Below are 12,375 nucleotides of genomic sequence, written 5' to 3'. Positions count from 1 at the left end.
CGCACGGGAGGATCGCAGGATGACCCGTCGGCCTGCGCGCCCCTCTGTCCTGCGAGTTCTGGTGTGCGGCGTGGCCGCGGTGCTGGGCATCGCCGCCTGTTCGCCATCCCAGTCGTCCTCACCAGGGTCGAGCCTCACCCCGACATCGGTGTCTGCCGAGAGCGGCGCGGCCTTCCAGCAGGTGCTCGACGACCTCCGATCGTCCGGCGGCTTCCCGGGCGTCATCGCTCGCGTCATCTCGCCGGCCGGCATCTGGACGGGCACGGCCGGCACCGCGGTCGAGGGTCAGGACCGGCAGATCACCGCATCCGATCACACCCGCATCGGGTCGCTCACCAAGACGATGACCGCGACGATCCTGCTGCAACTCGTCCAGGACGGACGCGTCTCGCTGGACGATCCGATCAGCGAGTACGTCCCCGAGGCTCCCAACGGAAATGCCACCGTCCGTCAAGTCGCGGACATGACCAGCGGCATCCCGTCGTACACCCTGTCCGACACCTTCACGCAGAGGTTCTTCGCCGATCCCGGATACGACTGGGCGCCACGAGAACTCGTCGACGCCGCGAAGTCGTTGCCGCCCGCCTTCGTACCCGGGGCGGGCTGGCAGTATTCGAACACCAACTACGTGCTGCTGGGACTCCTCATCGAAAGGGTGCTGCGACAACCGATTCGCGACGCCTTCGACGAACGGATCTTCCGACCGCTGGGCATGGCAGCTTCGTCGTGGCCGGGCGGGTCCGTCGAGATCCCGGACCCGCATCTCGACGGAGTGACCAGCCAGGGGCAACCGGCCGGCCAGACGGTCGACTCCACGAACTGGAACCCGTCCTTCGCCTTCACCGCCGGCGCGGTGATCTCGACCCTCGACGATCTGCAGCGCTGGGGCGACGCCCTGTTCACCGGTCGGGGCGTGCTCGATCCTGCAACACAGCAACTACGGCGCGATTCGATCCTGACGTCTCCCCCGCCCAACACCGCCAGCGCCGGCTACGGCATCGGTATCGGCAACCGGGACGGCTGGTGGGGCCACGACGGCGATTTCCCCGGCTTCAACTCATCGTTGTTCCACGACTACGACTCCGATACGACGATCATCATCCTGGTCAACAGTGACGACGACATCACCGTCGACGGGAAGCAGGAGTCGCCGGTGTCGGCGATCCTCGCCGGTCTGATCTCCGCACTGCCCTGAAGCGTTGCGGCGTAGGGTCGTCGGCATGGCCAGAACCGTTGCGAAAGCCGATGCCGTCGACCGCGAAGCGCTGCTGGAGTTCATCCGGCCGCGGCACCAGATGATCCTCGCCACCGTCCGGTCCAACGGCGGACCGCAACTCTCCCCGGTCACGGGCGGAGTCGACGGCGAAGGTCGGATCGTGATCTCCACCTACCCCGGCCGCGCGAAGGCCACGAACCTCCGCAACACCCCCGTCGCGAGCGTCGTCGTACTGTCCGACGAGTTCAACGGCGCCTGGGTCCAGGTCGACGGAGACGCCGAGGTGCTCGACATGCCGGACGCCGAGGACGCCCTCGTGGACTACTTCCGGAGCATCTCCGGCGAGCACCCCGACTGGGACGAGTACCGCGCCGCGATGCGCCTACAGGGCAAGTCGCTGATCCGCATCACCCCGACTCACTGGGGTCCGATCGCCACCGGCGGCTTCCCCGCCGACGTCGCCGCGAAGTTGGACGCGCAGGACGGCTGACCCAGCCGGGTAGTTGCTTCAGATGACACATATTTGTGTTATCTCAGTCATGCGCGCACACTGTGACGCATGGCACTCGATGCTCAGCTGACGTTCGCCGATCACATGGCGCGGTTCTGCGCGCGCCGGTACAGCTATCCGCCGATGGTCGGTCGTGTCCTCGGCTACCTGGCGGTGTGCGATCCGCCGGCACCGACCATCGCCGAGCTGAGCGACGCGCTACTGGCGAGCCGGTCGGCGATCACCAACGCCATCACGACGCTGGAGTCCGTGGGTCAGGTCAAGCGGACCCGCACCGCCGGCGAGCGGATGGACCGCATCTCGATCGACATCACCTCGGCACGCGGCCTCGGCATGGACAACGCGGAGTACGAGGAACTGGGAGCACTCGCACGCGAAGGACTCGAGGTCCTCCGCGACGCGACGCCGGAACGTCGGGCAGTGCTGAGCGAGATCGCGGCGTTCACCGAGTTCCTCACCACCCGGATCCCCGCCCTGTACGCCGAGTGGCAGAAAGAACGCCAGGTACTGATCGCGGCCGGCGAGATCCCTGCGGCCACAACGGAAGGGGATCGCGCATGACCCGCAGCAACGCCGGCGGCGCCGAGATCCGCATCCGAGGACTCACGAAAAGCTATGGCGAGCACCAAGTTCTGGACGGCATTGATCTGACCGTCCCGCCCGGATCGGTGACCGCACTGCTGGGCCCCAACGGCTCGGGCAAGACCACCACCGTGTCCATCGCCTCGACCCTGTTCACCGCCGACTCCGGAAGTGTGACCATCGACGGTCACGACACGGTGACCGCAGCCAGGGCGGTGCGATCGATCATCGGCGTCACCGGCCAGTACGTCGCCATCGACGACCTGTTCACCGGACGCGAGAACCTGACCCTCATGGCAGATCTCCGTCACCTCGGACGCACGGCGGGCCGGCGGCGCGCCGAGGAACTCCTCGAACAGTTCGACCTCGCCGGCGCCGCGGATCGGGCGGTGTCGACCTATTCGGGCGGCATGCGACGCCGCCTCGATCTCGCGATGACCCTCGTCTCCACCCCGCACGTCATTTTCCTGGACGAGCCGACGACCGGGCTCGACCCGCGCAGCCGACGCGTGCTGTGGGACATCATCACCGGCCTCGCCGGGAACGGGGTCACGATCTTCCTCACCACCCAGTACCTGGAGGAAGCCGACCAGCTCGCCGACCGCATCGCCGTGCTCGATCACGGCCACATCGTCGCCGAGGGCACCGCCGCCGAGTTGAAGAAGCGAGTTCACGATTCCGAGGTGCGGCTGGCGTTCGGTGACGACGCCGCCTTCGACTCGGCCCGGCGACTTCTCCCGTCCGCGCGGCCGGTCCACGAGTCACGGCGGCTCGACATCGCCACCGACGACACGGTTTCCACCATCCGCACCACACTCAATGTGTTCGACGCCGCAGGCGTCGAGGTTGCCGACGTCCACGTCCACACCCCCACCCTCGACGACGTCTTCTTCGCCCTGACCGGATCCCCGGCCGAGGACTCCACCGAGACCGATGCCGACACATCTGGAGCCGCGTGATGAGCACCCTCACCTACGCCGTGTCCGACTCCCGGGTCATGTTGCGCCGCAACCTCCGACGCCTCGTCAAGTACCCGTCGCTGACCATCATGCTCGTCGGCTTACCGGTAGTGTTCCTGCTGCTGTTCGTCTTCGTCTTCGGCGGGCAGCTCGGTGCCGGGATGACCACGTCCGGCGGGGCCACCGGGCGTGCCGCCTACCTCGACTACGTCGTCCCCGGGATCATCCTGGTGACCATCGCGTCAGCCGTGCAGGGCTCGGCGATCGTCGTCGCGATGGACATGACCTCAGGAATCATCAACCGTTTCCGCACCATGGACATCGGACGGTCATCGGTCCTCGTCGGCCACGTCCTGGCCAGCCTCATCCAGGCGCTGTTCAGCATTGCGATTGTTCTCGCGGTGGCGATCGCCCTCGGCTTCCGCCCCACCGTCGACCCGCTCGGATGGCTCGGCGCACTGGGCATCACCGTGTTGTTCTCGATCGCCCTGATCTGGCTCGCGATCTACCTGGGCCTCGCCGCGGACACCGTCGAGACCGCCAGCAACTCGCCGATGTTCCTGACGATCATGCCGTTCCTCAGCACCGGTTTCGTTCCCGCCGACTCGTTGCCCGTCGGGGTCAAACAGTTCGCGGAGTACCAACCGTTCACCCCGGTGACCGAGGTTCTCCGCGGAGCCCTCACCGCTGCAACGGTGTCCACTGGCAGTGTGATCGCCGCGATCGCCTGGAGTCTGGGGATCGGCGCGGTGTCGTACGGACTCGCCCTGCGCACCTACGAACGCCGGGCCATCACCTCGTGACCGAGGACCGGAGCGAAACCCGTTGAGCGACAAGGTCGACTTCAAGAAGACACTCGACTCCTACCAGGCCGGACGGGGCGAGTTCCTCATCCTCGAGGTCCCGCCCATGCGGTACCTGATGATCGACGGCAAGGGCGATCCCAACGACTCCCCGAACTTCACTGCCGCGATCAAAACCCTGTACCCGGTCGCCTACAAGCTCAAGTTCGCGAGCAGCCGCGGACTCGCACGCGACTACGTGGTCCCACCGCTTGAGGGCCAGTGGTGGGCTGAGGACATGACCGTGTTCACCGGCGCCCGCGACAAGACGCAATGGAACTGGACACTGATGGTCATGGTCCCAGGGTGGTTGCCCGACGACATGATTGCCGCGGTGATCGGGACCGTCGGCGTGAAGAAGCCACCGCCCCGGCTCGACGACCTCCGGACCGCAACGCTCGACGAGGGACTCTGTGTCCAGACCCTGCACCTCGGTTCCTTCGACGATGAGGCACCCGTTCTCGCGCGGATGCACGACGAGTTCATCCCGGATCACGACCTAAGGATGACCGGGCGACACCACGAGATCTACTTCAGCGACTTCCGCAAGACCCCGCCGGAGAAACTCCGCACGATCCTGCGCCAACCCGTCGAGAGGACTCAGCGGTAGGGATCGGTGATCTCACGCAAACGGATCAACGACTTCTCCAGAGCCGCGAAGTCGTCTGCGCCCAGATGATCACGCCATTCCTGTTCGATGGCCTCGACCTCCTGCGCCGCGATCTCACACAGTTCGACGCCACGGTCGCTGAGGGTCACCAGTCGGGCCCGACGGTCCGACGGATCGGGAACGCGTACCAGGTATCCCGCGGCCTCGAGCTGATCGACGATACCGCCGGCGGTCTGCTTGGTGACCCCCGCCTGCTCGGCGAGGTCGGTCAGCCGCATCGGCTCGGGCGCGAGCCGCTGCACCACGCGACTCTGCGCGAGGGTGATGTCGTCGGCCCCGACGGCGGCGAGCCGGGCCATGACCCGCCGTTCGATGGACCGGTGGGCCACGAACATCAGGACACCGAGGGCGGGTCGTTCGTCGGTCATACCGTTGACTTTAGTACGGAATCCTGACTAATATTGTCAGGCATCCTGACCATTCGGAACGGGAGCCCGTCATGGACAGCGACACCCTGTGGAACCACGTCGACGAGCAGCGGATCGACCTGGCCGCGCTGATCGAATCCCTCTCCGACGAACAGCTCGCGACACCTTCGCTGTGCGCCGGATGGACGGTCCGCGACGTCGCCGTCCACCTCACACAAAGCCACGCGGACGCACGACAGGTGATCACCTCGGCCCTCCGGTACGGCTTCCGCTTCAACACCATGATCCGTGAGATGGCCCTCCGCGATCCGACGACGCCGCCCGAGGCGGCAGAGAAACTTCGCGCGATGGTCGGCTCACGGCGCCACCCGTTCGCGACCAATGAACGTGCGCCCCTCCTCGACTCCCTCCTGCACGGCCAGGACATCGCCGTGCCACTCGGTATCGATCGTCCGATGCCGGTCGACGCCGCCGCGGCCGCAGCGCAGGAGATCTGGGATGTCGCCTTCCCGTTCTTCGCCCGACGCCATAACCGCGGCCTCCGGTTCGTGGCCACCGACGTCGACTTCGCAGCCGGGTCGGGCCGGGTCGTCGAGGCCCCGATTCGCGACATCCTGATGGTCTTCGGCGGGCGTGTACCGGCGAGCGCGCTTCAGCCGTCTGACGGTTCGGACTCGGGTTCACGCACGGGCTGACTCCAGCTGGCCAGGATCGAGATCGCCTGCCGGGACGCCGATCCCGGCTCGGTGGTGTAGAGGTAGAGAGCCTGCTCGTTGTCTCCGGGCAGCACAAAGGTCTCGAAGTCGACGGTGACCTCGCCGACGACCGGGTGGACGAGCCGCTTCGAACCGAAGGTGCGCTGGTGTACCTGATGCTCCGACCACCACTGCCGGAACTCCGGGCTCGACACCGACAGCTCCCCCACCAGTTCGATGAGGTCGCGGTCCTCCGGTGCTCGTCCGGCCTCGAGCCGGAGTGCCTCGACGGCGTTGCGGGCCTGCACCTCCCAGTCGAGAAATAGGTTGCGCGCGTCGTCGGAGAGCAGCATCCAGCGAGCGTAGTTCCGTTCGCGTCCGGGCATGCGCTCGAAGTCGGCGAACAATGCGCACGCCATCCGGTTGGCCGCCAGCACCTCGGTCCGAGGGCCGAGGACCAGCGCGGGGTGCGCGTCGAGTGAATCGAGCAGCTGGCGCAGTCCCGGTCGCACCCGCTGTACCGCAGAGCGCGAGCGTGCGGCGGTGCGCGGAGTTCGAGTCGCCGAAACCAGGTCGTGCAGATGGGTGCGGCCTACGTCGTCGAGTCCGAGGGCACGCCCGATCGCGTCGATGACCTGCGTCGACGGGATGATGCGCCGGCCCTGCTCCAGGCGCGTGTAGTAGTCGGTGGACACTCCGGCCAGCACTGCCACCTCTTCGCGCCGCAGTCCCTTGACGCGGCGAACCCGCCCGTCGTCGGGGAGGCCGGCCTCCTGCGGGTCGCGCGCGGCCCGAGCACGGCGGAGGAAGTCCGCGAGTTCTCGATTCAGATCGGCCATGCCCACCATCATGCGCGCCCGGTGCGGACCGTGCCTGGGTCTGTCGGTCCCAGGTTGCCGGGTCCTGGGTTCGAGGTGGTCAGTTATGGCGTCCCACAGCGCCTTTCGGAACGCGATTCTGCTGTCACCGGTTCGACAGGAGAACCGCGATACCGCTGATCGAGTAGGCGACGAGCTTGCGAGGAACCGTATCGAAATCAGCCCTACCCACAGGAGGCAATCATGAACTACCCCACCGACCGTCCGGCCACCTGGTTCGTCACCGGCGGTGAGCGCGGCCTCGGCCTGGAGCTGGTCACACAACTGCTGCAGCGCGGTGACAACGTCGCCGCCACCACCCGCTCGAAGGATCGACTGATCGAGGCCCTCCCCGGTGTCGACACGAGTCGCCTTCTCCTTCTGCAGGTGTCGCTCGCAGACGAAGCCGAGGTCACCGCTGCCGTCACGGCCACGCAGGATCGCTTCGGCGGCATCGACGTGGTCGTCAACAACGCGGGCTACGGCTTCCTCGCCGCAATCGAGGAGGTCACCGACGCCGAGGCCCGCGACATGTTCGACGTCCAGATCTTCGGGGTCTGGAACGTGTTGCGGGCAGCGCTCCCCCAGATGCGGGCACGCCGCAGTGGCCACATCATCAACGTGTCGTCGATCCTCGGCCTGACCACGTTTCCTGGCTGGGGCCTGTACAGCGCAGGCAAGTTCGCCCTGGAGGGCCTCACCGAGTCGCTGGCCGCCGAGGTCGCCGACTTCGACATCGCCGTCAACCTGATCGAACCCGGTTACCTGCGGACCGACTTCCTGCGTCCCACCTCGCTGGGTCTGCCCGAGTCCACGGTCGACGCCTACCCCGCCATCCGTGAGATGACCCGGGCGCACCTGGCCATGCCCGGTACCCAGCTCGGCGACCCGGTCCGCGCCGCGGCGGCCATCATCACCGTCGCCGAGGAGGGCGACGCGCCGCTGCATCAGCTCCTGGGTTCGGACTCGCTCGAGTTCGCCGACGCCCGGCTGAACACCCTCCGGGCAGAGTTCGACGCCGCGAAAGAACTCGCGGTGACCTCGGATCACCAGGGCTGAGTCCATGCGACCTCATTTCGGTGATGCGACTTCGATCGCGGTCGCATCACCGAAATGACGCCTGCCGTGGGCAGGCTGGTGCCGCTCAGCCAGCAGGCGACCATCCCAGCGCAGGGCCGAGTCGTCCGGCGAGGTCGCCGACGATCTGCAGGTAGTCCGGCTCGTCGAACGAGAACGGCAGAGCGATGGCCACTTCGGTGGCCCGCTGGAAGCCGGCGTGGTCCCAGAGCCGCTCGGCGAGCTCGTCGGACGGTCCCACGTAGTCAGGTGCGAACAGCATTCCGCGCGGCCCCTGCGGCGTGAGGGTGCGCTCGAATCTTGCTGCGGCGTAGTCCTCGTACTTGCGGATCTGTTCCGGGGTCGCCGAATCGGTGGGGATGACGACGAGGCCCTGCGACACCCGGGCACGGGCGGGATCGACGTGGTGCGCCCGGTAAGCGTCGATGTTCTCGGCCTGGATCGTTGCGAAGTCCCGGGAGTCGGTGCCCTCGATCGTGACCACTGACGACGTCAGGTAGTTGATGCCCTGCTCGCCGGCCCAGATCGCCGACGACCTGCCGCCGCCGTACCACACCCGGTCGGCAAGGCCCGGTGAATGCGGTTGCACCCTACGAGAGAACTGTTCGATACCGACGGTGCCCTCGAAGTCACTGACCGGTTCGCCACGCAGATTGTCGAGGAGACGGATGACGCGATCCTTGGAGAAGTTCTCCATGTCGTGGGTTTCCGGGTAGAGCGAGGTCTTGAAGTCGTCGTAGCGCATCGGGACGCCTACGGAGACGCCGGGATTGAGCCGTCCGTCGCTGAGGAGGTCGACGGTCGCGAGATCTTCGGCCAACCGCAACGGATTCTCCAGACCCAGTGGGATGACGGCGGTACCCAGTTCGATGCGGCTGGTCCGCATCGACGCAGCCGCCAGCACCGCGACCGGTGACGAGATCCCGTACTGGAGGTGCCGATTGCGCAACCACACACTGTCGAACCCGAGTTCCTCGGCGAGTTCGATCATCCGCAGGGTCTCGAGATGACCTGCCCGTGGGTCGTTCTCGTCAAACCGGCCGATCGTCAGAAAACCGAGTTTCTGCAGTGGTTCACCGCGCTGTGGCATGGACAGATTGTGTCATCGGCGAAACCGAACGCCACGCCTGGAATCATCGCGCGCGGAAGTTGAAGCAGGTCGGCACCGCAAGCGTCGCGTCTATAGTCGGGTGGACACGGACTCGACCGAATGGATCACCATGTCGACAACAGTCGCCGAACGGATCGTCGAAGAGCTCGAACGTTCCGGAGTGCAGCGTGTGTACGGGCTTCCGGGCGATTCCCTCAATGGGCTCACCGACGCTCTGCGCACCACCGAGGCCATCACCTGGCAGCACGTCCGGCACGAGGAAGCCGCTGCTTTCGCTGCCTCCGCCGAGGCTGCTCTCACCGGCGAGCTCGCGGTCTGCGTGGGCAGTTGCGGTCCCGGCAATCTCCACCTGATCAACGGGCTTTTCGACGCCCATCGCAGCCGCGTCCCGGTGCTCGCGATCGCGGCCCACATCCCCGGACCCGAGATCGGCAGCGGTTACTTCCAGGAGACCCACCCCGAACAGCTATTCCGTGAATGCAGTGCCTTCTGCGAGATGGTGAGCACCCCCGACCAGATGCCGCGACTGCTCGACGTGGCGTTGCGGACCGCGGTGGAGCGACGCGACGTGGCAGTGCTCGTGATCCCCGGCGAGCTGTTCCTCAAACCGTGCCCCAAACGCCGTGCGGGAGCCCCGATCCGGCACGTGCCGCGCGTCGTGCGGCCCACCGATGCCGACCTGGCCCGCACCGCGGACACGCTCAACGCTGCCCAGCGCGTCACCATCCTTGCCGGTGCCGGCGTGCAGGGCGCCCACAATGAGGTCGTCGGGCTGGCCCGCGCGCTACAGGCCCCGATCGTGCATGCGTTGCGGGGCAAGGAATTCATCGAGTACGACAACCCGTACGACGTGGGAATGACCGGGCTGCTGGGCTTTTCGTCGGGCTATCGCGCGATCGAGAAGTGCGACACCCTGCTGATGCTGGGCACCGACTTCCCGTATCAGCAGTTCTACCCGTCCAAGGCGACCATCATCCAGGTCGACATCCGCGGCGAACAGATCGGACGTCGCTGCCCGGTCGACGTACCGCTGGTCGGCGACGTCGGCGACACCGTGCGCGCGCTGCTTCCGCTGATCTCGACCGGCCGCGACCCAGAACACCTGACGACGTCGCTCGCCCACTACACCAAGGCACGTCGGCGTCTGGACGAACTGGCCGACAACGACCGTAACCGGGCACCCATCCACCCCCAGTACCTCACCCGGCTGATCAGCGAGAAAGCCAGTGCAGACGCCGTGTTCATCCCCGACGTCGGCTCTCCGGTCGTGTGGGCGGCGCGGTATCTGGTGATGAACGGCGCCCGCCGCCTGATCGGTTCGTTCACCCATGGGTCGATGGCGAATGCGGTCTCGCAGGCCATCGGCGCGCAAACCGCCTTTCCGGGGCGCCAGATCATCGCACTCGCTGGCGACGGCGGACTCGCGATGCTTCTGGGCGAGCTTCTGACCATCACCCAGAACAAACTGCCGGTGAAGATCGTCGTCTACAACAACTCCTCGCTGAACTTCGTCGAGGTGGAGATGAAGGCGGCCGGGTTCGTCAACTACGGGACAGATCTGGAGAACCCCGATTTCGCGAAACTCGCCGAGGCCGTCGGAATCCGTGGACGCAAGGTCGAGCAGCCCGACGATCTCGCCGGTGCCATCGACGAGTTCCTGGCTCACGACGGCCCGGCGCTGCTCGACGTGACGACGGCCCGACAGGAATTGTCGATCCCGCCGACCATCACCGCCGCGCAGGCCAAGGGATTCACCCTCTACGCCCTGCGCACTGTGTTGTCCGGCCGCGGCGACGAGCTGGTCGATCTCGCCGAGACCAACGTGTTCCGGCGGCTGTTCGACTGACGGCCACCGGTTCTCAGTTCCGGTAGGCGGCATCGAGTAGCGCCGAGGCCACGACAAGTTCGGCAGGAGTGGCATCGCGCAGGTCGATGACCTGCCGCAGTTGTGGGCGTGTTGCATCGACGGACAACGGTTCGGGTTGTCCGTGGACTTCGTCACGAATGACGGTGAGGACTTCGTTGAACCGTCGGGCTATGTCGGGTCGTCGGTTGATGCGTTCGGGGTTGGGTGGCGCCCCTGGTTCGGCGTTCAACTGCCAGGCACATCTGCCTTCGTCGGACCCGTCGGCGATCATCCTGGTCGAGTATTGACCGGGCTGGTCACCGACCATGTGGTGGTGGCGGGTGCAGGCGGGAGTGAGGTTGTCGATGTCGGTGAATCCGCCATCTCCCCAATCGGTATGGGCGTGATGCATTTCCACGTGTGTGGTGGGTATGTCGCAGTCCGGGCTGGAGCACATCTCGCCGTCAGGTCGGGCGAACGAGACGAGCCGCTGTTCCATGGTGGCGAGTCGTTTGCCGCGTCCGAAGTACAGCGGGACCGCCGTGGCGTCTTCGAAGACCGCCAACCAGGGCTGCACGTCGGCGCCGATGGCGATGAGGTCTGCGATGGGGACGAGGGTGCCGTCGGCGCTGGTGGCGAACCCGGTTTCGCGGATGAGGTCGTCGAGCTCGGCTTTGGCGATCAGCTGGACCGGCAGGCCTCGGTGGGTCTTGCCGAGCATTCCGTCGTCGAACACCGCTTCCAGCAGTGCGTTCAGGGCGTCGTGATTGCGCTGGGCGGGGGTGCGGTGGTCGCGGTCGGCTGCTGCCGCGATCACCTCGGGGTCGGCGTCCTCGATCGATCCGCTCGGCGATTCGGGATCGGTGGGGTTGTTCATGCCGGGCCGGGCCCAGACGGCCAGGAAGGTCATGATCCGCGCCCGCGCGAGAGGTGTGAGGTTGGCGATGAGTTTGGAGGTCCCGTCCGCGCGTTGCCGGTTCACCTGCAGGTTGCGGCGGCGTGCGCGGTCGTCATGGTCGGTGAGGGTGCCGTCGGGATCGAGATGGGCCAGCAGGCGGGCACCGACCTGACCGATCTCGGCAACTGTGAGGGTGGCGGCGTATTCGGCCAGGGTCTGTTCGGCGGCGGCCCGCACGTCGTGTGGGATGGCATGCGGAATCTGGTCCATCACGTCCATCACCGCATGAACATGGGCAGACCCCACCCGGCCGTCGGCCATTTCCCGGGCGAGCGTGGGGAGTTCGGGTTCGAGTGGTTGTCCGGTGGTGAGGTCGGCGTAGGTGGCGGTGGCTTTCACCTCGGCATGGCGCCTACCGGGGAAGGTGATCCGCAGGCGGTGTTGCATGTACTGGATGATGCTGCGATGACCGGTCTTTCGGGCCAGGTTGCGGTTCTCGGCCTCGACGATCTGCTGGTTGCCGGCGTAGGTGAGGCGGGCGATCAGACGCTCGTTCTCGGCGGCCACCTGGGCGATCTCGGCATCTGACAATCGAGAGAGGTCAGTATTCTGCAACCGGTTGGTGAGGGCGTGCATCTGCTCGATGATCGCGACCGCGTCTGAGGGTGCCGAGCCTTCGGCGTCGACGGTTGCAGTAGCGGCCACGATGATCACCCCGAGATTCCGTGGATCGAATATGTGTT

At 66.5% G+C, this 12,375-nt stretch carries 13 protein-coding genes; 9 read left to right on the top strand and 4 right to left on the bottom strand.

Annotated features, from left to right (window positions below; translation table 11 throughout):
* Positions 1-19 precede the first annotated feature (19 nt).
* The 6 genes from OK17_RS07160 to OK17_RS07135 all read left to right on the top strand — a co-directional run bounded on the left by OK17_RS07160 (position 20) and on the right by OK17_RS07135 (position 4,720).
* The gene (locus OK17_RS07160) at positions 20-1,195 is read left to right on the top strand and encodes a serine hydrolase domain-containing protein (protein WP_232716396.1); all 1,176 of its coding nucleotides are present in this window, start codon (positions 20-22) and stop codon (positions 1,193-1,195) included.
* A gap of 25 nt (positions 1,196-1,220) precedes the next feature.
* Complete coding sequence (locus OK17_RS07155) at positions 1,221-1,706, top strand: PPOX class F420-dependent oxidoreductase (RefSeq protein ID WP_232716398.1); 486 nt, start codon at positions 1,221-1,223, stop codon at positions 1,704-1,706.
* Between the two features lie 69 nt (positions 1,707-1,775).
* Complete coding sequence (locus tag OK17_RS07150) at positions 1,776-2,288, top strand: GbsR/MarR family transcriptional regulator (RefSeq protein ID WP_232716400.1); 513 nt, start codon at positions 1,776-1,778, stop codon at positions 2,286-2,288.
* A complete protein-coding gene (locus tag OK17_RS07145; RefSeq protein ID WP_461417045.1) occupies positions 2,285-3,268 on the top strand; it encodes an ATP-binding cassette domain-containing protein in 984 nt (327 codons plus the stop codon). The genes OK17_RS07150 and OK17_RS07145 overlap by 4 nt, the downstream gene beginning before the upstream one ends.
* Complete coding sequence (locus tag OK17_RS07140; protein WP_154881824.1) at positions 3,268-4,071, top strand: ABC transporter permease; 804 nt, start codon at positions 3,268-3,270, stop codon at positions 4,069-4,071. Before OK17_RS07145 ends, OK17_RS07140 begins: the two co-directional genes overlap by 1 nt.
* 22 nt (positions 4,072-4,093) lie before the next feature.
* Positions 4,094-4,720, top strand: coding sequence for a GyrI-like domain-containing protein (locus tag OK17_RS07135; RefSeq protein ID WP_461417044.1), 627 nt, complete (start codon positions 4,094-4,096; stop codon positions 4,718-4,720).
* Here the strand turns inward: OK17_RS07135 and OK17_RS07130 are convergent.
* Positions 4,711-5,148 (bottom strand): MarR family winged helix-turn-helix transcriptional regulator, encoded by a 438-nt coding sequence (locus OK17_RS07130; RefSeq protein ID WP_461417043.1) that lies wholly within the window; start codon positions 5,146-5,148, stop codon positions 4,711-4,713. The genes OK17_RS07135 and OK17_RS07130 overlap by 10 nt on opposite strands.
* Positions 5,149-5,219: 71 nt before the next feature.
* Here OK17_RS07130 and OK17_RS07125 point away from each other — a divergent pair, with 71 nt between their 5' ends.
* The gene (locus OK17_RS07125; RefSeq protein WP_461417042.1) at positions 5,220-5,843 is read left to right on the top strand and encodes a maleylpyruvate isomerase family mycothiol-dependent enzyme; all 624 of its coding nucleotides are present in this window, start codon (positions 5,220-5,222) and stop codon (positions 5,841-5,843) included.
* Here OK17_RS07125 and OK17_RS07120 read toward each other — a convergent pair.
* Positions 5,801-6,682 (bottom strand): helix-turn-helix transcriptional regulator, encoded by an 882-nt coding sequence (locus OK17_RS07120; RefSeq protein ID WP_232716411.1) that lies wholly within the window; start codon positions 6,680-6,682, stop codon positions 5,801-5,803. The two genes, OK17_RS07125 and OK17_RS07120, sit on opposite strands and share 43 nt — an antisense overlap.
* Before the next feature lie 222 nt (positions 6,683-6,904).
* Here OK17_RS07120 and OK17_RS07115 point away from each other — a divergent pair, with 222 nt between their 5' ends.
* On the top strand, positions 6,905-7,759 hold the full coding sequence (locus tag OK17_RS07115; protein WP_461417041.1) for an SDR family NAD(P)-dependent oxidoreductase: 855 nt from the start codon (positions 6,905-6,907) through the stop codon (positions 7,757-7,759).
* Between the two features lie 85 nt (positions 7,760-7,844).
* On the opposite strand, the gene OK17_RS07110 is transcribed toward OK17_RS07115, so the two are convergent.
* Positions 7,845-8,867, bottom strand: coding sequence for an LLM class flavin-dependent oxidoreductase (locus tag OK17_RS07110; protein WP_461417040.1), 1,023 nt, complete (start codon positions 8,865-8,867; stop codon positions 7,845-7,847).
* A gap of 130 nt (positions 8,868-8,997) precedes the next feature.
* Here OK17_RS07110 and poxB point away from each other — a divergent pair, with 130 nt between their 5' ends.
* On the top strand, positions 8,998-10,734 hold the full coding sequence (gene poxB, locus OK17_RS07105; protein ID WP_005199415.1) for a ubiquinone-dependent pyruvate dehydrogenase: 1,737 nt from the start codon (positions 8,998-9,000) through the stop codon (positions 10,732-10,734).
* 13 nt (positions 10,735-10,747) lie between these two features.
* On the opposite strand, the gene OK17_RS07100 is transcribed toward poxB, so the two are convergent.
* The gene (locus OK17_RS07100) at positions 10,748-12,346 is read right to left on the bottom strand and encodes an HNH endonuclease signature motif containing protein (RefSeq protein WP_461417039.1); all 1,599 of its coding nucleotides are present in this window, start codon (positions 12,344-12,346) and stop codon (positions 10,748-10,750) included.
* Positions 12,347-12,375 lie beyond the last annotated feature (29 nt).

This window comes from Gordonia sp. GN26 (assembly GCF_054823965.1).
This window is presented reverse-complemented; position numbering and strand designations above follow the sequence as displayed.

Excerpts from the sequence above, each read along its gene's own strand:
- OK17_RS07155 (WP_232716398.1), top strand. The coding sequence starts at position 1,221 with ATGGCCAGAACCGTTGCGAAAGCCGATGCCGTCGACCGCGAAGCGCTG.
- OK17_RS07140 (WP_154881824.1), top strand. The coding sequence starts at position 3,268 with ATGAGCACCCTCACCTACGCCGTGTCCGACTCCCGGGTCATGTTGCGC.
- OK17_RS07120 (WP_232716411.1), bottom strand. The coding sequence starts at position 6,682 with ATGGCCGATCTGAATCGAGAACTCGCGGACTTCCTCCGCCGTGCTCGG.
- poxB (WP_005199415.1), top strand. The coding sequence starts at position 8,998 with ATGTCGACAACAGTCGCCGAACGGATCGTCGAAGAGCTCGAACGTTCC.
- OK17_RS07145 (WP_461417045.1), top strand. The coding sequence starts at position 2,285 with ATGACCCGCAGCAACGCCGGCGGCGCCGAGATCCGCATCCGAGGACTC.
- OK17_RS07110 (WP_461417040.1), bottom strand. The coding sequence starts at position 8,867 with ATGCCACAGCGCGGTGAACCACTGCAGAAACTCGGTTTTCTGACGATC.
- OK17_RS07125 (WP_461417042.1), top strand. The coding sequence starts at position 5,220 with ATGGACAGCGACACCCTGTGGAACCACGTCGACGAGCAGCGGATCGAC.
- OK17_RS07160 (WP_232716396.1), top strand. The coding sequence starts at position 20 with ATGACCCGTCGGCCTGCGCGCCCCTCTGTCCTGCGAGTTCTGGTGTGC.
- OK17_RS07115 (WP_461417041.1), top strand. The coding sequence starts at position 6,905 with ATGAACTACCCCACCGACCGTCCGGCCACCTGGTTCGTCACCGGCGGT.
- OK17_RS07130 (WP_461417043.1), bottom strand. The coding sequence starts at position 5,148 with ATGACCGACGAACGACCCGCCCTCGGTGTCCTGATGTTCGTGGCCCAC.
- OK17_RS07150 (WP_232716400.1), top strand. The coding sequence starts at position 1,776 with ATGGCACTCGATGCTCAGCTGACGTTCGCCGATCACATGGCGCGGTTC.